The sequence below is a fragment of the Streptomyces sp. NPDC016562 genome (genome assembly GCF_043076955.1).
In the GTDB taxonomy this organism is placed as follows: Bacteria; Actinomycetota; Actinomycetes; order Streptomycetales; family Streptomycetaceae; genus Streptomyces.
This window is the reverse complement of record NZ_JBIBRZ010000006.1, coordinates 67,329-84,102: the sequence shown is the minus strand read 5'-3', so window position 1 is coordinate 84,102 and position 16,774 is coordinate 67,329. Positions and strand designations below refer to the sequence as shown.

Annotated in this window: 13 protein-coding genes, 1 tRNA gene and 1 riboswitch; of the genes, 12 read left to right on the top strand and 2 right to left on the bottom strand. The window is 71.3% G+C overall.

Going from position 1 to position 16,774, the window contains the following annotated elements:
• The first annotated feature begins 7 nt into the window (after positions 1 to 7).
• The 10 genes from ACF059_RS24000 to ACF059_RS23955 all read left to right on the top strand — a co-directional run bounded on the left by ACF059_RS24000 (position 8) and on the right by ACF059_RS23955 (position 11,718).
• Entirely contained in the window at positions 8 to 1,054 is a 1,047-nt protein-coding gene (locus ACF059_RS24000) for a nucleoside triphosphate pyrophosphohydrolase (protein WP_392060504.1), read from the top strand.
• A gap of 19 nt (positions 1,055 to 1,073) precedes the next feature.
• Positions 1,074 to 2,348, top strand: coding sequence for a cytochrome P450 (locus tag ACF059_RS23995; RefSeq protein WP_392060501.1), 1,275 nt, complete (start codon positions 1,074 to 1,076; stop codon positions 2,346 to 2,348).
• 103 nt (positions 2,349 to 2,451) lie between these two features.
• The gene (locus tag ACF059_RS23990) at positions 2,452 to 3,474 is read left to right on the top strand and encodes a transglycosylase family protein (RefSeq protein WP_392060498.1); all 1,023 of its coding nucleotides are present in this window, start codon (positions 2,452 to 2,454) and stop codon (positions 3,472 to 3,474) included.
• Between the two features lie 275 nt (positions 3,475 to 3,749).
• Positions 3,750 to 3,922, top strand: a riboswitch (cyclic di-AMP (ydaO/yuaA leader).
• Positions 3,923 to 3,925: 3 nt separating this feature from the next.
• Positions 3,926 to 4,621 (top strand): transglycosylase family protein, encoded by a 696-nt coding sequence (locus ACF059_RS23985; RefSeq protein ID WP_392060495.1) that lies wholly within the window; start codon positions 3,926 to 3,928, stop codon positions 4,619 to 4,621.
• Positions 4,622 to 4,929: 308 nt separating this feature from the next.
• Positions 4,930 to 6,216, top strand: coding sequence for a phosphopyruvate hydratase (gene eno, locus ACF059_RS23980; protein WP_392060492.1), 1,287 nt, complete (start codon positions 4,930 to 4,932; stop codon positions 6,214 to 6,216).
• Positions 6,217 to 6,305: 89 nt separating this feature from the next.
• On the top strand, positions 6,306 to 6,794 hold the full coding sequence (locus ACF059_RS23975; protein ID WP_392060489.1) for a septum formation initiator family protein: 489 nt from the start codon (positions 6,306 to 6,308) through the stop codon (positions 6,792 to 6,794).
• A gap of 56 nt (positions 6,795 to 6,850) precedes the next feature.
• On the top strand, positions 6,851 to 7,396 hold the full coding sequence (locus tag ACF059_RS23970) for a DUF501 domain-containing protein (RefSeq protein WP_392060486.1): 546 nt from the start codon (positions 6,851 to 6,853) through the stop codon (positions 7,394 to 7,396).
• Positions 7,393 to 8,379, top strand: a complete 987-nt coding sequence (locus ACF059_RS23965; RefSeq protein WP_392060483.1) for an exopolyphosphatase — start codon at positions 7,393 to 7,395, stop codon at positions 8,377 to 8,379. Before ACF059_RS23970 ends, ACF059_RS23965 begins: the two co-directional genes overlap by 4 nt.
• A 449-nt stretch (positions 8,380 to 8,828) precedes the next feature.
• Positions 8,829 to 10,205, top strand: coding sequence for an NAD(P)/FAD-dependent oxidoreductase (locus ACF059_RS23960; protein ID WP_360891547.1), 1,377 nt, complete (start codon positions 8,829 to 8,831; stop codon positions 10,203 to 10,205).
• Between the two features lie 130 nt (positions 10,206 to 10,335).
• Positions 10,336 to 11,718, top strand: a complete 1,383-nt coding sequence (locus tag ACF059_RS23955) for a class I SAM-dependent methyltransferase (protein WP_392060480.1) — start codon at positions 10,336 to 10,338, stop codon at positions 11,716 to 11,718.
• 70 nt (positions 11,719 to 11,788) lie between these two features.
• Here ACF059_RS23955 and ACF059_RS23950 read toward each other — a convergent pair whose 3' ends face one another.
• Both ACF059_RS23950 and ACF059_RS23945 read right to left on the bottom strand, forming a co-directional pair.
• Positions 11,789 to 14,341: an ABC transporter permease gene (locus tag ACF059_RS23950; RefSeq protein ID WP_392060477.1), complete on the bottom strand. Its 2,553-nt coding sequence runs from the start codon at positions 14,339 to 14,341 to the stop codon at positions 11,789 to 11,791.
• Between the two features lie 107 nt (positions 14,342 to 14,448).
• Positions 14,449 to 15,213: an ABC transporter ATP-binding protein gene (locus tag ACF059_RS23945; RefSeq protein ID WP_361944065.1), complete on the bottom strand. Its 765-nt coding sequence runs from the start codon at positions 15,211 to 15,213 to the stop codon at positions 14,449 to 14,451.
• A 406-nt stretch (positions 15,214 to 15,619) separates the two neighbouring features.
• Between ACF059_RS23945 and ACF059_RS23940 the strand changes: the two genes are divergently transcribed.
• Together ACF059_RS23940 and ACF059_RS23935 are read left to right on the top strand one after the other, a co-directional pair.
• A tRNA-Leu gene (locus tag ACF059_RS23940) sits at positions 15,620 to 15,701 on the top strand.
• Positions 15,702 to 15,848: 147 nt separating this feature from the next.
• A complete protein-coding gene (locus tag ACF059_RS23935) occupies positions 15,849 to 16,700 on the top strand; it encodes a Bax inhibitor-1/YccA family protein (protein ID WP_392060473.1) in 852 nt (283 codons plus the stop codon).
• Positions 16,701 to 16,774 lie beyond the last annotated feature (74 nt).

Here is a 16,774-nt window from a genome sequence, read left to right as displayed (position 1 = left end):
TCGGAGGGTGACCGACCACTCCGAGCCCACCGCCGCAGAGCCCGCCGCCGCCGAGCCGACCGCCGCCGAGCCCACCGGCCGTATCGTCCTGCTGACCACCAGCCACCGGGTCGCCCCCGGCGTGCTGTCCTGGCCGGCGTGGCAGACCCTGCACGCCGCGGACCGCGTGCTGTGCGCCGACCCGGGCCACCCGCAGCTGCCCTACCTGCGGGAGGCGGGCATCGAGGTCGCGTACGAGACACCGGACGCGCACGCGCTGGTCGAGGCCTGCGCGGGCGGGCGCACCGTCGTGGTGCTCCCCGGCGGCGAGGGCGACCAGCGGCTCACCGACGGGCTGGCCCGGCTGGCCGGCTCGGGCCGGGTCTCCATGCCGGCCCTGGAGCTGCTGCCCGGCTCGTACGACCTGCCGGGCGCCCGCCTGCTCGACCTGGTCCAGGTGATGGACCGGGTCCGGCGCGAGTGCCCGTGGACCTCGCGGCAGACCCACGAGGGCCTGGCCAAGTACGCGATCGAGGAGGCGTACGAGCTCGTCGAGGCCATCGAGGACGGGAGCCGGGAGGAGCTGCGCGAGGAACTGGGCGACGTCCTGCTCCAGGTGGTCTTCCACGCGCGGATCGCCCAGGAGCACGAGGACCCGGACGCCGCCTTCTCCATCGACGACGTGGCCGGCGCCCTGGTGGAGAAGCTCATCCACCGGCACCCGCACGTCTTCGGCGACGCGCAGGCGCAGACACCGCAGGACGTGCACGAGCACTGGCAGCGCACCAAGGCGATCGAGAAGCAGCGGGAGTCGGTCACCGACGGCATCCCGGTGGGCCAGCCGGGTCTCGCGCTCGCGGCCAAGCTCGCGGGCCGCGTCCGCGCGGGCGGGCTGGCCGTGGAACTGCCCCGCGGCGAGGGCGTCGGGTACGAACTGCTGGAGCTGGCGGCGCGCGCCGAGGAGGCGGGCGTCGACCCGGAGACCGCGCTGCGCGCGGCGGCCCGCGCCTACCGCGACGCGATCCGGGCGGCCGAGGGAGTCGGCCCCACCCCGGAGGACTCCCCGGACGAGTAGGCCGGGATACGGTCGTCACGTGCACGAGCAGACCCCCGCAGCCCCAGCCGACCCCCCTGCCACCGAGGGCCCGACCCTCTTCGACTGGGAGTTCGCGACCGACCCGTACCCGGCCTACGCATGGCTGCGCGAGCACTCCCCGGTGCACCGCACCAAGCTCCCCAGCGGGGTCGAGGCCTGGCTGGTCACCCGCTACGCCGACGCCCGCCAGGCCCTCGCCGACCAGCGGCTCAGCAAGAATCCGGCGCACCACGCGGAGCCCGCGCACGCCAAGGGCAAGACCGGGATCCCGGGGGAGCGCAAGGCCGAGCTGATGACGCACCTGCTCAACATCGACCCGCCGGACCACACCCGGCTGCGGCGGCTGGTGTCGAAGGCGTTCACGCCGCGCAGGGTCGCCGAGTTCACCCCGCGGGTGCAGGCGCTCACCGACCACCTGATCGACCAGTTCGCGGGGAAGGGGGAGGCGGACCTCATCCACGAGTTCGCCTTCCCGCTGCCGATCTACGCCATCTGCGAGATGCTCGGCGTCCCGCGCGAGGACCAGGACGACTTCCGCGACTGGGCGGGGATGATGATCCGCCACGGCGGCGGCCCGCGCGGCGGGGTCGCCCGGTCGGTCAAGCAGATGCGCACCTACCTCGGCGAGCTCATCCACCGCAAAAGGGACGATCTGGGCGACGACCTGATCTCCGACCTGATCCGGGCGAGCGACCACGGCGACCACCTGACGGAGGGCGAGGCCACCGCCATGGCCTTCATCCTGCTCTTCGCCGGCTTCGAGACGACCGTGAACCTCATCGGCAACGGCGTCCACGCCCTCTTCATGAACCCCGGCCAGCGCGAGCGCCTCCAGCTCTCCCTCGCCGCCGGCGAGAGCGGACTGCTGGCCACCGGTGTCGAGGAACTGCTGCGCTACGACGGTCCGGTGGAGCTGGCGACCTGGCGTTTCGCCACCGAGCCGCTGACCCTCGGCGGCCGGGAGATCGCGGTCGGCGATCCGGTCCTGGTCGTCCTCGCGGCCGCCGACCGGGACCCCGAGCGGTTCGCCGATCCGGACACCCTGGACCTCTCCAGGACCGACAACCAGCACCTCGGGTACGGGCACGGAATCCACTACTGCGTGGGCGCCCCGCTCGCACGACTTGAAGGACAGACCGCGCTCGCGACTTTGCTCACGCGTCTGCCCGATCTGGAACTGGCTGTTCCGCCCGAAGACCTGCGCTGGCGCGGCGGACTGATCATGCGTGGCCTGCGCACTCTTCCCGTCCGCTTCACACCTCGAAACACTTGAGCGCGAGCTGACCGCGAGTCAGTTCCCGACCGAACTTGTGACAATCGTTCGAAGGCCGCTAGGTTCTGCCGTTACCCCGCCGTTATGCGAAAGGTGCACCTTCATGCGTTCCGGGAACGGCCGCCACAGACGCCCCCGCCAGGTCCCCGCGCTGGTAGTCACAGCCGGTGTCACTGGCTCCGCGCTGGCCCTGCCGCTGCTAGCCGCCACCCAGGCCTCCGCCGCCGACACGTCGACGTGGGACAAGGTCGCCGAATGCGAGAGCGGGGGCACCTGGAGCGCCAACCTCGGCAACGGCTCGTACGGCGGGCTCCAGTTCACCCAGGAGCAGTGGCAGAACGCCGGCGGGCTCGACTTCGCCGAGCGCGCCGACCTCGCGAGCAGGTCCCAGCAGATCGCCGTGGCCGAGCGGGTGCTCGCCTCGCAGGGGCCGCAGGCGTGGCCGCTGTGCGCCACCTCCGCCGGACTGGACCGGCAGGGCCCCGCCGCGGCGGTGGACCCCGGTCTGCCCGGCACCTCCGGGACGATCGCGCCCTCCCCGTCCCGCCCGGACGACACCGTGCCCTCCCGCGCGGGTGAGCGGCCGGCCATCGACTTCGGGGCGCCGACGGCGACCGGGCCGGTGGTCCCGAGCCCGTCCGGCTCCCCCTCGTACCTCATCCCCGACGCGCCGTCCGTCGGACTGCCCGTCATGCCCGTGCCGGACGCCCCCTCGGCGCCGGTCGTCCCGGCCGACCCGACCGCGCCCCCGGCGACCCCCGGCGACGCGGCCGCGCCCACGACTCCGGTGGCGCCGACGACGCCGGCCGTCCCGGCGGACCCGAGCGCGCCCGCGACCCCCGGTCAGCCTTCCGCGGACCCGACGGTCCCGGCGGCCGGGGATACCCTCCCGGCCGAGGGCAGCGGCAAGCACCGCGGCGAGCCCGCCCCCGAGACGGCCGCGCCCTCTGACGCGCCGTCGGAGCCCACGTACACGGTGCGGGCGGGCGACAGCCTGGCCGCCATCGCGGATGCCAAGGGCGTGAAGGGCGGCTGGAACCAGCTCTACCAGGCCAATGAGCAGGTCATCGGCGGCGACGCCGATCTGATCAAGCCTGGTCAGAATCTGGATCTAACCGTGCAATAAGGGCACTTGAGCGGCCCGAAAAGGCGGGAATGTCGGTTATCGGCAAGTGAGACATGCGTCTCTTCCGGTCAACTGGCGTGTCCCGCCCCGCGGCTGCGGCAAACCCCGTCCTCACCTGCGCAAACACCCCCACGGGGAGCGCAAGTAGGGGTCGTCTCCCCCCGATGTCCCTCGTTGAACATCGGGGGGAGACCTGTCTACCTTCTGAATCGCTCGCCACCGCGAGCTCCTTCGACCGCATCGCCGAATCCTGCCGGCGGACGGGGGGAACAGTCGTCGCGCAAGCGCCGAAGGCAGGAGCGGGGGAACCAAGGTAGGCGCCGGGAGCGGCCGTTGAGAGACGGTCACGCCACCGGCTTGGGGTTAAGCGGTGCGGCTGGTCCGCAGCGCCGGGCACTCATCAGCTCGAACCCGACAGCTCACCTCGTAGGCGTCGGTGAGGAGAAACCTCATGCTGCTTTCCGGCAAGGGCAAGCACCGTCGCGGCTCCAAGGCCGTCCGCATCGTCACGCTCGCCGGTGTCGCCGGTGTGGCCGTGGCCGCCCCGCTGATGGCCGCGGGCACCGCCTCCGCCGCGACCGCCTCCGAGTGGGACAAGGTCGCGCAGTGCGAGTCCGGTGGCAACTGGGCCATCAACACGGGCAACGGCTACTACGGCGGCCTGCAGTTCTCGTCCTCGACGTGGGCCGCGTACGGCGGCAAGGCGTACGCCGCGCAGGCCAACCAGGCCTCGAAGTCCCAGCAGATAGCCATCGCCGAGAAGGTCCTCAAGGGTCAGGGCAAGGGCGCCTGGCCGCACTGCGGCGTGGGCCTGTCGAACTCCTCCTACACCGGCGGCGGGTCCACCGAGACCCCGAAGACCGTCAAGCCGAAGGCCGACTCGAAGAAGACCGAGCAGAAGGCCGCGCCGAAGAAGGACACCACCAAGCGCGCCGAGGCCCCCACCACCCGCTCCGAGCGCGCCGAGGCTCCGGCCGCGCCGAAGACGGGCAACGGCTCGTACGAGGTCAAGTCCGGTGACACCCTGGGCACCATCGCCGACGCCAACGGCGTCCAGGGCGGCTGGGAGAAGCTGTTCGAGCTGAACAAGGACATCGTCTCGGACGCCGACCTGATCTACCCGGGCCAGAAGCTGAAGCTCAGCTGAACACTGCGGCCGTAGCCCGCAGGCGCCCGTAGCCGACCGGGGCCCGATCCGCAGGCCCGAACGGCACGCACGACGTCCCACCGCCCGGCGCGTTTGTCCCCACGCGCCGGGCGGTGGCGTGTGCGCCGCCGCGCCCCGCGCCCCCGAACCCGGTCCGTATGTCCCGGAAGAGGGGTATTCGGTCCCTTTTTCGTCCCAGGACCCGGGCGGTCGGCAGGTCGAGTCCCCGGATCCGGTTAGGCTCTAGGCGGCCAGGCCATCCCACGGCCTGACGCCACCGCACACCCAGCGTCACATCCCAGAAGGAGATGCTCGTGCCGTCCATCGACGTCGTCGTAGCCCGGGAAATCCTGGACTCCCGAGGCAACCCCACGGTCGAGGTCGAGGTGGGCCTCGACGACGGCAGCACCGGCCGTGCTGCCGTTCCGTCCGGCGCCTCCACCGGTGCCTTCGAGGCCATCGAGCTCCGTGACGGTGACCCCAACCGTTACTTCGGCAAGGGTGTCGAGAAGGCCGTCCTCGCCGTCATCGAGCAGATCGGCCCGGAGCTCGTCGGCTACGACGCCACCGAGCAGCGCCTGATCGACCAGGCCATGTTCGACCTGGACGCCACCGACAACAAGGGCTCGCTCGGCGCCAACGCCATCCTCGGCGTCTCCCTCGCCGTCGCGCACGCCGCGTCCGAGGCCTCGGACCTCCCGCTCTTCCGCTACCTCGGCGGCCCGAACGCGCACCTGCTGCCCGTTCCGATGATGAACATCCTCAACGGTGGGTCGCACGCCGACTCCAACGTGGACATCCAGGAGTTCATGATCGCCCCGATCGGCGCGGAGTCCTTCTCCGAGGCGCTGCGCTGGGGTGCCGAGGTCTACCACACCCTCAAGAAGGTCCTGCACACCAAGGGCCTGTCCACCGGTCTCGGTGACGAGGGCGGCTTCGCGCCGAACCTGGAGTCCAACCGCGCCGCGCTCGACCTCATCATCGAGGCCATCAAGCAGGCCGGCTACACCCCGGGCAAGGACATCGCGCTCGCGCTCGACGTCGCCGCGTCCGAGTTCTACAAGGACGGCAAGTACGAGTTCGAGGGCCAGTCCCGCTCGGCCGCCGAGATGACCGACTACTACGCCGAGCTCGTCGACGCGTACCCGCTGGTCTCCATCGAGGACCCGCTGTTCGAGGACGACTGGGCCGGCTGGAAGACCATCACCGACCGCCTGGGCGCCAAGGTCCAGATCGTCGGCGACGACCTCTTCGTCACCAACCCGGAGCGCCTGGCCCGCGGCATCGAGGAGGGCTCCGCGAACGCCCTGCTCGTGAAGGTGAACCAGATCGGTTCCCTCACCGAGACCCTCGACGCCGTCGAGATGGCCCAGCGCAACGGCTTCAAGTGCATGATGTCGCACCGCTCCGGCGAGACCGAGGACGTCACCATCGCCGACCTCGCCGTCGCCGTGAACTGCGGCCAGATCAAGACCGGCGCCCCGGCCCGCTCGGACCGCGTCGCCAAGTACAACCAGCTGCTGCGCATCGAGGAGATCCTCGACGACGCCGCGGTGTACGCGGGCCGCTCCGCCTTCCCGCGCTTCAAGGGCTAATCACGCTCTGCCTCCGTACGTCCCCGCACTCGGTCCCGTACCGTGTGCGGGGACGTATTGCGTAGTGCGCACACAGGGGAGGCGGATCAATGGCCGGGAACCGGGATCGGTTCTCCACCTTCTCCACCGCGACCAGGCTCAAGCAGCTCGGCGAGCGGACCGCCGCTCACGTCTACCGCTCGCAGTCGCGCCGCCAGGTCCGCCGCAGCCGGCTCACCGGCCGCGCCGCGCTCCTGGTGCTCGTCCTCTGTACGCTGGTCGTCGCCCTCGCGTATCCGATGCGCCAGTACGTCTCCCAGCGCTCGGAGATCGCGGCGCAGCAGCGGTCCGCCGCCGCCGCGCGGGACCGCCTGGAGCGGCTGCGCGACGAGAAGGCCCGCTGGCAGGACGACGCGTACGCGGAGCAGCAGGCGCGCAGGCACCTGCACTTCCTGCGCCCGGGGGAGATCGGCTACATCATGAGCGACCCCGGCGCCCAGCCCCCGGAGCCGCACCGGACCGGCCAGGCCGGCTCCGACCGGCCCTGGTACTCCAACGTCTGGGACGGCGTCGACAAGGCCGACCGCCCGGGCGAGTGAGCACCCGCACCCCACCGCAGCACCCATCCACGAGAACGAAGAGACTTCCTCCAGGCATGCAGACGCCCCCGCCCCAGACCGACCGGACCGAGCCGACCGACGCGGACATCGACGCGTTCAAGCAGCAGCTCGGCCGCCCGCCGCGCGGGCTGCGCGCCATCGCGCACCGCTGCCCCTGCGGACAGCCGGACGTGGTGGAGACCGCACCCCGGCTCCCCGACGGCACGCCCTTCCCGACGCTGTACTACCTGACGTGCCCGCGTGCGGCCTCCGCCATCGGCACGCTGGAGGCCAACGGCGTGATGAAGGAGATGCAGGCCCGGCTCGCCGAGGACCCGGAGCTCGCCGCCGCCTACCGGGCCGCGCACGAGGACTACATCCGGCGCCGCGACGCCATCGAGGTGCTCCAGGGCTTCCCGAGCGCCGGCGGGATGCCGGACCGCGTGAAGTGCCTGCACGTGCTGGTGGGCCACTCCCTGGCCGCCGGCCCGGGCGTGAACCCGTTCGGCGACGAGGCCCTGGCGATGCTGCCCGAGTGGTGGGCCAAGGGCCCGTGCGTCACCCCGTGCGGGGCCGACGGGGCCGAGGGGGAGTCCGAGTGACCCGGGTCGCGGCCGTCGACTGCGGTACGAACTCCATCCGGCTCCTGGTCGCGGACTACGACCCGCGGACCGGCGAGCTCGCGGAGCTGGACCGCCGGATGGTCATCGTGCGGCTCGGCCAGGGCGTGGACCGGACCGGGCGCCTGGCGCCGGAGGCGCTGGAGCGCACCTTCGCCGCCTGCCGCCAGTACGCCGAGGTCATCAAGGAGTTCGGCGCCGAGCGGGTGCGCTTCGTGGCGACCTCCGCCTCCCGGGACGCCGAGAACCGCGAGGACTTCGTACGGGGCGTCGTGGACATCCTGGGCGTCGAGCCCGAGGTGATCTCCGGCGAGCAGGAGGCGGAGTTCTCCTTCACCGGCGCCACCAAGGAGCTGGCCGCCCACGAGCACCTGGAGCGGCCCTTCCTGGTGGTGGACATCGGCGGCGGCTCGACCGAGTTCGTGGTCGGCGACGACCACGTGCGGGCCGCCCGCTCCGTGGACGTCGGCTGCGTGCGGATGACCGAGCGCCACCTGGTGGTGGACGGGGCCGTCTCGGACCCGCCGACCCCGGCGCAGATCGCCGCCATACGGGCCGACGTCGAGGCGGCCCTGGACCTGGCGGCCGAGAGCGTCCCGCTGGCGGAGGCGCGCACCCTGGTGGGCCTGGCCGGCTCGGTGACCACGGTCGCCGGGATCGCGCTCGGGCTGCCCGAGTACCTCTCCTCGCGGATCCACCACTCCCGGATCTCCTACGAGCAGGTCCGCGAGATCAGCGAGCGGATGCTGACGGCGACGCACGCCGAGCGCGCGGCGATCCCCGTCATGCACCCGGGCCGGGTGGACGTGATCGGCGCCGGCGCGCTGGTCCTGCTCGCGATCATGGAGCGCATCGGGGCCTCGGAGGTCGTCGTGTCGGAGCACGACATCCTGGACGGCATCGCGATCAAGACCGCGGAAGAGGCCGAGGCCGCCCAGCAGCGCTCCGACCTGCCGCATCACTGAACGACACGGCGCTCCGGTCATCCGACCGGGGCGCCGTCGCCCGTGCGCGTTCACCGTCCGGACGTCGGACGCGGGCTCGCGGAGGGCGCTTCGGGCGGTGATCCAGATGAACTTCGTGAAGTTCTTCACAAGGAAAAGGGGCCGGGTGGGTCAACTGAAGGGGCGTTTCGGCCCCTTCGGAGGCTCGCGGGCCCCTTTCTCCATGCATTCGTGCGATCGACGGACGCCACGGGTTTCGTATCAGAGGTATGGACGAAACCCAGTGGTCCAGTCCGGTGGAAGGCCTGGAGCCCAGTTCAGGACGGGTGAGCAACGATTCCCGCGAGGCCTTGGTTCCCGTTGCGCGCCATGACGTCGGTCACGTGGGCGGCGGAGTGTAGCAGAGGGTCCTCGACTCCTTGTGAAGGGGCTCACGAGCGACACCCCTTTGGGTGCTGGATACTCGTTCCATGAGCACCACGGAGCGTCCCAGGATCCTCGTTGTAGGAGGTGGGTACGTAGGCCTGTACGCAGCCAAGCGCATCATGAAGAAGATGCGCTACGGCGAGGCGACCGTCACGGTCGTCGACCCGCGCTCGTACATGACCTACCAGCCCTTCCTCCCCGAAGTGGCCGCAGGCAGCATCTCGCCTCGGCACGTCGTCGTCCCGCTGCGACGCGTGCTGCCCAAGGCTGAGGTTCTCACCGGCCGGGTCACCAGCATCGACCAGGACCGCAAGGTCGCCGTCGTCACGCCGCTGGTCGGCGAGGCGTACGAGCTGCCCTTCGACTACCTGGTGATCGCGCTCGGCGCCGTCTCCCGCACCTTCCCGATCCCCGGCCTCGCCGAACAGGGCATCGGTATGAAGGGCGTCGAAGAGGGCATCGGCCTGCGCAACCACGTCCTCGAGCAGCTCGACAAGGCCGAGTCCACGACGGACGAGGACGTCCGCCGCAAGGCCCTCACCTTCGTCTTCGTCGGCGGCGGCTTCGCCGGCGCGGAGACCATCGGCGAGGTCGAGGACATGGCCCGCGACGCCGCGAAGTACTACTCCACGATCAAGCGCGAGGACATGCGCTTCATCCTGGTGGACGCGGCCGACAAGATCCTTCCCGAGGTCGGGCCCAAGCTCGGCACCTGGGGCAAGGAGCACCTCGAGTCCCGCGGCATCGAGATCTACCTCAACACCTCCATGGACTCCTGCGTGGACGGCCACGTGGTGCTGAAGAACGGCCTCGAGGTCGACTCCAACACCATCGTCTGGACCGCCGGCGTCAAGCCGAACCCGGTGCTGGCCCGCTACGGCCTGCCGCTGGGCCCGCGCGGCCACGTCGACGCCGAGCCCACCCTCCAGGTCAAGGGCACGGACTACATCTGGACCGCCGGCGACAACGCCCAGGTTCCCGACATGGCCGCCCGCAAGGCCGGCGTCGAGAACGCCTGGTGCCCGCCGAACGCCCAGCACGCGCTGCGCCAGGCCAAGGTCCTCGGCGACAACGTCATCTCGGGCATGCGGGGCTTCCCGCAGTCGGAGTACTCGCACTCCAACAAGGGTGCGGTGGCGGGCCTCGGCCTCCACAAGGGCGTGGCGATGATCGTCATGGGCAAGATGAAGATCAAGCTCAAGGGCCGGCTCGCCTGGTACATGCACCGTGGCTACCACGGCATGGCCATGCCGACCTGGAACCGCAAGATCCGCGTCTTCGCCGACTGGACCCTCGGCATGTTCCTCAAGCGCGAGGTCGTCTCCCTCGGCGCGCTGGAGACCCCGCGCGAGGAGTTCTACGAGGCCGCCAAGCCGGCCCCCGCCGCGGCCGCGCCGGCCCAGAAGGCCAAGGCCTCCTGACCCGCGCCTGACCGCGACACCCCGCACGACCCCGAAGGGGCCGCCCGCCATCCGTGGTGCGGGCGGCCCCTTCGGCGTACCCGGAGCCCGCGCTGGGTAAATGGTTGGGTCGGAGATGTGGAGGTGCGCCATGACCGACGCCGCGCCGCGGCTGGCCGCTGTTGCCGAGACTCTGCTGGGTGCCCCGCTGCCGGTGCGCGTCCGGGCCTGGGACGGCAGTGAGGCGGGCCCGTCCACCGGACCCGTGCTCGTGATCCATGACCGCCGCGCCCTGCGCCGCATGCTGTGGAAGCCCGGCGAACTGGGCCTGGCCCGGGCGTGGGTGGCGGGCGAACTGACGGTGGAGGGCGACCTGTTCGCCCTGCTGGCGCAGGTGGCGGGCCGGCTGTGGGAGCGGCCGCGCACCGGACCGCTGCCGCCGCCGCCCGCGCGGCCCGGGGCCCTCGCGGCCCTGGAGGGCCTCGCGCGGCGGGCGGGCCGCTCCCGGCCGGCCGCCGTGGCGGAGACGGCCCGGCTGCTGCGCGATCCCGGCCACCGGGCCGCCGTACGGGAGCTGATCGCGCTCGCCGGACCGCCGCTGCCGCCCCCGCCCCCCGCCGAGGAGGCCGTCCGGCGCGGCGGCCCGCGGCACAGCAAGGGCCGCGACCGGCAGGCCATCAGCCACCACTACGACGTCGGCAACGCGTTCTACGGGCACGTGCTCGGCCCCTCGATGGTGTACTCCTGCGCCTACTGGAGCCCCGGCGCCACCCTGGAGGAGGCCCAGCGGGACAAACTCGACCTGGTCTGCCGCAAACTCGCCCTGCGGCCCGGGGACCGCCTCCTCGACGTGGGCTGCGGCTGGGGCTCCATGGCGCTGCACGCGGCCCGCGAGTACGGCGCCCGGGTCACCGGCATCACCCTCTCGCGCGAACAGGCCGTGTACGCCCGCAAGCGCGTCGCGGAGGAGGGGCTGGCCGACCTCGTCGAGATCCGGATCCAGGACTACCGCGACGTCAGGGACGGCCCGTACGACGCCCTTTCGTCCATCGGCATGGCCGAACACGTCGGGGCCGACCGCTACCGCGAGTACGCCCGCACCCTGCACGCCCTGCTGCGCCCCGGCGGGCGGTTGCTCAACCACCAGATCGCCCGCCCGCCGGAGCCCGACGAAGAGGCCTACCGGATCGACGAGTTCATCGACGCCTACGTCTTCCCCGACGGGGAGCTGTCCCCGCTCGGCACCACCGTCGGCGAACTGGAGCGGGCCGGCTTCGAGGTCCGCGACGTGGAGGCGCTGCGTGAGCACTACGGGCTGACCCTGCGGGCCTGGGTGGCGCGGCTGGAGGAGCACTGGGAGGAGGCAGTACGCCTGACCTCGCCCGGGCGGGCGCGGGTCTGGCGGCTCTACATGGCGGCCTCCGCGCTCGGCTTCGAGCGCGGCCGGCTCGGCGTCAACCAGGTGCTCGCGGTCAAGCAGGCGGCGGACGGCGCCTCGGGGCTCCCGCTGCGGCTGCGCACCTGGGGCGCGTAGCCGTACGCGACAGGGCCCCGGGGGCGACTGCCCCGGGGCCCTGCGCTGTTCCTCGGCCGCTGCCGCGCCGCTACTCGGTCTTGATGGCCGTCAGCATGTTCAGGCGGGCGGCGCTGCGCGCCGGCCACATGGCGGCCAGGACGCCGACCACGGCGGCCAGCAGGAGGAAGATGCCGATCCGGTCGTACGGGACGACGAGGGCGTAGTCCGGCATGGCCTTGGCCATCGTGGTGCCGACCGCCCAGGCGAGGAAGACGCCGATGGCGACGCCCAGGACCGCGCCGAAGAGCGAGATCACGACGGCCTCCAGGCGGATCATGTTCTTGACCCGGCTGCGGTCGAGCCCGATCGCCCGCAGCATGCCGATCTCCTGGGTCCGCTCGAAGACGGACATCGCCAGCGTGTTGACCACACCGAGCACCGAGATGATCAGCGCCATGCCGAGCAGGCCGTACATGACGTTCAGCATGGTGTTGATCATGCCGCCCATCTCGTTGCGCATGTCCTGCTGGGTGGCGACGGTGATGGCCGGGTTCTTGCCCAGGGCGTCGACGACCTTCTGCTGGCCGGCCTTGGAGGCCCCGCCGTCGACGTTGACGTACACCTCGCGGATGTACGGGTCCTCGCTGTGCTGCGCCAGGACCTTGTCGTCGATGACGTACGGGGAGAGCAGGCCCTCCATGTCCTTGTAGACGGCGCCGACCTTCAGCGTGCCCTTCTGGCCGTCGTCGTACTGGACCTGGAGCGTGGAGCCGACCGCGAGGTCCTTGCTCTTCGCGGTCTTCTCGGCGACCGCGAGCTCGCCCTGGGCGAGGCTGTCCAGCGAACCGCTGAGGACCTCGATGTTCAGCAGCTGGCCGATGGCGGCGGGGTTGACGCCGGAGGCGGAGCGGAAGTCCTCGCCGACCTTGAAGTAGCCGGCCGTCTGCGGGGAGACCGCCTTGATGCCGGGGGACTTGGCCAGGGTCTCGGCCACGGAGGTGTCCAGGCTGCCCATGTCGCCGGACATGGAGACCCGGTAGTCCGCCTTGAGCTTCTCGGTGCTCATGCGGTCGACGACCTTGCCGACGGTGATGCCCAGCACCGACAGGGTGGTGACCAGGGTCAGGCCGATCGCCAGGGAGGCGGCGGTGACGGCGGTGCGGCGCGGGTTGCGGACGGCGTTCTGGGCGGCCAGCTTGCCGGGGATCCCGAACACCTTCTGCAGGGCGGGGCGGACGCTCGCGATGACCGGCTTGGAGAGCAGCGGCAGCAGCACGATCATGCCGATGAGCATGAAGAACGCGCCCGCACCGATGACCATGCGCCCGTCGCTGCCGCCCATGGAGACGCCGAGGACGACGAGGCCGATGCCCAGGAGGCTGATGACGGAGCCGATGACGTTGCGCAGCAGCAGGGACTTGGCGTTGGCCGGCAGGTGGGCGCTGCCCATGGCGGCGACCGGGGCGATCCGGCCGGTGCGCCAGGCCGGGAGCACGGCCGCGACGGTGGTGACCAGGATGCCGATGACCAGGGCCGCGACGACGGTGCCGGGGGCGATGACCAGTGCGCCGCCCGGGAGCTTGGCGCCGAAGGACCCGATCAGGGAACGGATGCCGATCGCCAGGCCGATGCCGCCGATCAGGCCGAGGGCGGCGGACAGCGCGCCGACGACCAGGGCCTCGGCGAGGACCGAGCGCATGACCTGACCGCGGTTGGCGCCGACGGCGCGCAGCAGGGCCAGCTCCTTGGTGCGCTGGGTGACCAGCATGGTGAAGGTGTTGTAGATCAGGAAGACGCCGACGAAGAGCGAGATGCCGGCGAAGACGAGCAGCATGGTGCTCATGTTGCCCATGCCCCGCTCGATGTCCTTGGCCTGCTCCCGGGCGAGCTCCGCACCGGTCTGCGCCTTGGTGTTCTTGTCGTCGAGCAGCGGCTTGATCTCGGCGAGCAGCTGGTCGGCGGAGGCGCCGGCCTTGGCGCCGACCGACAGCTCCTGGAAGTAGCCGGGCTTGAGGTAGAGCTCCTGGGCGACCTTGGTGTCGAAGAGCACCAGGCTGCCGCCGGCCTGGACGGCGCCGTCCTCGGTGGTGAAGACGCCGGCGAGGCCGTACTCCTTCACGGGGCCGTTGGTGGCCACGCGGACCGTGTCGCCGACCTTGTACTTGCCCGCGTCGGCGGTCGCCTTGTCGAGGGCTATCTGGTCGGCCCGGGCCGGGCCGGAGCCCTGGGTGAAGGTGTAGCGCGGGTCCTTGCCGTCCTTGACGGGGCTGTGGTTGGAGCCCTTGTTGGACCAGCCGGAGCCGATCAGCTTGCCGTTCTCGTCGCCCACGCCGGCGAAGCCGGAGACGCGGCCGGAGACGGAGTCGACGCCGCCCAGCGCCTTGACCTTGTCGAGGGTCTGCTGGCTGATGCCGGGCTCGCCCTCCTTCTGGCCGTCGTCGCCCCGGCCCTGGCCGTACGAGGTGACGGAGACGGCCACGCCCTCATAGCTCTTGGCGGACTGGCCGGAGAGGGACTTCTTGAGCGTGTCGGTGAAGACGAGGGTGCCGGAGACGAAGGCGACGCCGAGGGTGACGGCGAGCACCGTCATCAGCAGCCGGGCCTTGTGCGCGAGGACGTTGCGCAGGGCTGTACGGAACATGGATGTCAGTCCTGGGGCTGGAAGTCTGGAGGAGGGCTTCGGGGGCTTCGAGGGCCACGCGGGCTTCGCGGCCTACGGGGCCTTCGGGGGGCGGGAGCGGCCCCGGGTCAGCTGGTGCGGCCCTTGGCGTCGAAGTCCTTCATCCGGTCGAGCACGCCCTCGGCGGTGGGGCGCAGCATCTCGTCGACGATGCGGCCGTCGGCGAGGAAGATGACGCGGTCCGCGTAGGAGGCGGCGACGGGGTCGTGGGTGACCATGACGACGGTCTGGCCGAGCTCGCGGACCGAGTTGCGCAGGAAGCCGAGGACTTCGGCGCCGGAGCGGGAGTCCAGGTTGCCGGTGGGCTCGTCGCCGAAGATGATCTCGGGCCGGGAGGCCAGGGCGCGGGCGACGGCCACGCGCTGCTGCTGGCCGCCGGAGAGCTGGGTCGGGCGGTGGGAGAGGCGCTCCGAGAGGCCGACCATGGCGATCACCGAGTCCAGCCACTGCTTGTCGGGCTTGCGGCCGGCGATGTCCATGGGGAGCGTGATGTTCTCCAGGGCCGTCAGGGTCGGCAGCAGGTTGAAGGCCTGGAAGATGAAGCCGATCTTGTCGCGGCGCAGCTGGGTGAGCTGCTTGTCCTTGAGGGAGCCCAGCTCGGTGTCGCCGATGCGCACGGACCCGGCGGAGAAGGTGTCGAGCCCGGCGACGCAGTGCATCAGCGTGGACTTGCCGGAGCCCGAGGGGCCCATGATCGCGGTGAACTGCCCCTGGGCGAAGTCCACGGAGACGTTGTCGAGGGCGACCACCTGGGTCTCGCCCTGGCCGTACACCTTCGAGAGGCCGGTGGCGCGGGCGGCCACGGCCTGGGCGGTGTGCGGGGCGTAGTTCATGGTGGTCACGGGACGGCTCCTACGTCGGCGGGGCGGGACCCTCCCATCCTCGCCGCGCGGACCCCCGCTCCGGATCAGCCGTCGTGCCGGTTCCCTGGCCCACTGGAGTCTGACGGGCGGAGCGTGCGCCTCCTCCTCTGGTATGACGAGGCCCTGACCGACCGGCGGTGGCCCGGGGTGGCGGGAGGGGTGGCGCACGGGGTGGCGCGGGCCATCGAAATCCCGTCATTCCCACACAGGTGGTGATCGCCTCCAGACCGGGCCGACCGTGCGTTCTTGTGCCTGACGGACCCTCAAGCGCCAATAAAATAAGACAACATCGGATAGACGGCCGGTTGGCAGCAAGACCGATCCGGATAGGCTCGGCACCGCGTTCAAGGCTTTTCTACGGGGGCCGCCACGCACTGCCCGGATGGTGGAATGCAGACACGGCGAGCTTAAACCTCGCTGGCCTTCGGGCCGTGCCGGTTCAAGTCCGGCTCCGGGCACTCCGCAGTCGTGCGAAGTGCCCCTCTTTATGCCCCTGCGCTTCGCCATGCCTTCTCCTAAGATCCTCCTCCAGCAGTAGGGTGCTTTCTTTGCGAGCGCATTACTCTTGAGGCTAAGGCCGCGCTCGGTGGCCACGGAGGAGTGAGATGAGGAGCAGTAACCCGGTCTTCTCGCGACGGGGGTTCAGCCGCGACAACGGTGGCTACGCGGGATTCGACGCGCAGCAGCACCAGCAGGCCGGGACCAACCCGTACGCGACGAACCCGTACGCGACCGACCCGGCGACGGGTATGCCGCAGGCACCGGCGCGCGCCAATGTGATGACCATGGACGACGTCGTGAGCCGTACGGCCATGACGCTCGGCACGCTCATCGTGACGGCGACCCTGTCGTGGATCCTGCTGCCCGTCGACCCGGCGAACCTGGGCAAGTCCTACATGATCGCCGTCGGCGCGGGCCTCGTGGCCTTCGTGCTGGCGATGGTCCAGTCCTTCAAGCGCAAGGCCTCCCCCGCCCTGATCCTGGGGTACGCGGCCCTTGAGGGCGTCTTCCTGGGCGTGGTCAGCGCGGCCACCAGCACCTACCTCGGCCCCGGCGTGGTCATCCAGGCCGTGATGGGCACGATGTGCGTCTTCGCCGCCGTGCTCCTCGCCTACAAGATGGGCTGGATCCGCGTCACCCGCCGCTTCTACGGCTTCGTGATGGCCGCGGCCCTGGGCTTCATCCTGCTCATGGTCGTGAACTCGCTGTTCGCGATCTTCGGTGGCGGCGACGGCCTCGGCTTCCGCAGCGGCGGCCTGGGCCTGCTGTTCGGCGCCATCGGCGTCATCCTCGGGGCGTGCTTCCTCGCCCTGGACTTCAAGCAGGTCGAGGACGGCATCGCCTACGGCGCCCCCCGCGAGGAGGCCTGGCTGGCGGCCTTCGCCCTCACCATGACCCTGGTGTGGATCTACGTCGAGATGCTGCGCATCTTCCAGATCCTCTCGGGCGACGACTAGCCGGACCGGCGGCCACACGGCCGCCCGTCCGACCACAGCACCGGGAAGGCCCCGCGAGCACACCGCTCGCGGGG

What these genes read in the sequence shown, in the direction of transcription:
- ACF059_RS23950 (WP_392060477.1), bottom strand. Translation starts at nt 14,341, where the DNA reads ATGTTCCGTACAGCCCTGCGCAACGTCCTCGCGCACAAGGCCCGGCTG.
- ACF059_RS23960 (WP_360891547.1), top strand. Translation starts at nt 8,829, where the DNA reads ATGAGCACCACGGAGCGTCCCAGGATCCTCGTTGTAGGAGGTGGGTAC.
- ACF059_RS23990 (WP_392060498.1), top strand. Translation starts at nt 2,452, where the DNA reads ATGCGTTCCGGGAACGGCCGCCACAGACGCCCCCGCCAGGTCCCCGCG.
- eno (WP_392060492.1), top strand. Translation starts at nt 4,930, where the DNA reads ATGCTCGTGCCGTCCATCGACGTCGTCGTAGCCCGGGAAATCCTGGAC.
- ACF059_RS23985 (WP_392060495.1), top strand. Translation starts at nt 3,926, where the DNA reads ATGCTGCTTTCCGGCAAGGGCAAGCACCGTCGCGGCTCCAAGGCCGTC.
- ACF059_RS23935 (WP_392060473.1), top strand. Translation starts at nt 15,849, where the DNA reads ATGAGGAGCAGTAACCCGGTCTTCTCGCGACGGGGGTTCAGCCGCGAC.
- ACF059_RS23970 (WP_392060486.1), top strand. Translation starts at nt 6,851, where the DNA reads ATGCAGACGCCCCCGCCCCAGACCGACCGGACCGAGCCGACCGACGCG.
- ACF059_RS23975 (WP_392060489.1), top strand. Translation starts at nt 6,306, where the DNA reads ATGGCCGGGAACCGGGATCGGTTCTCCACCTTCTCCACCGCGACCAGG.
- ACF059_RS23945 (WP_361944065.1), bottom strand. Translation starts at nt 15,213, where the DNA reads ATGAACTACGCCCCGCACACCGCCCAGGCCGTGGCCGCCCGCGCCACC.
- ACF059_RS23955 (WP_392060480.1), top strand. Translation starts at nt 10,336, where the DNA reads ATGACCGACGCCGCGCCGCGGCTGGCCGCTGTTGCCGAGACTCTGCTG.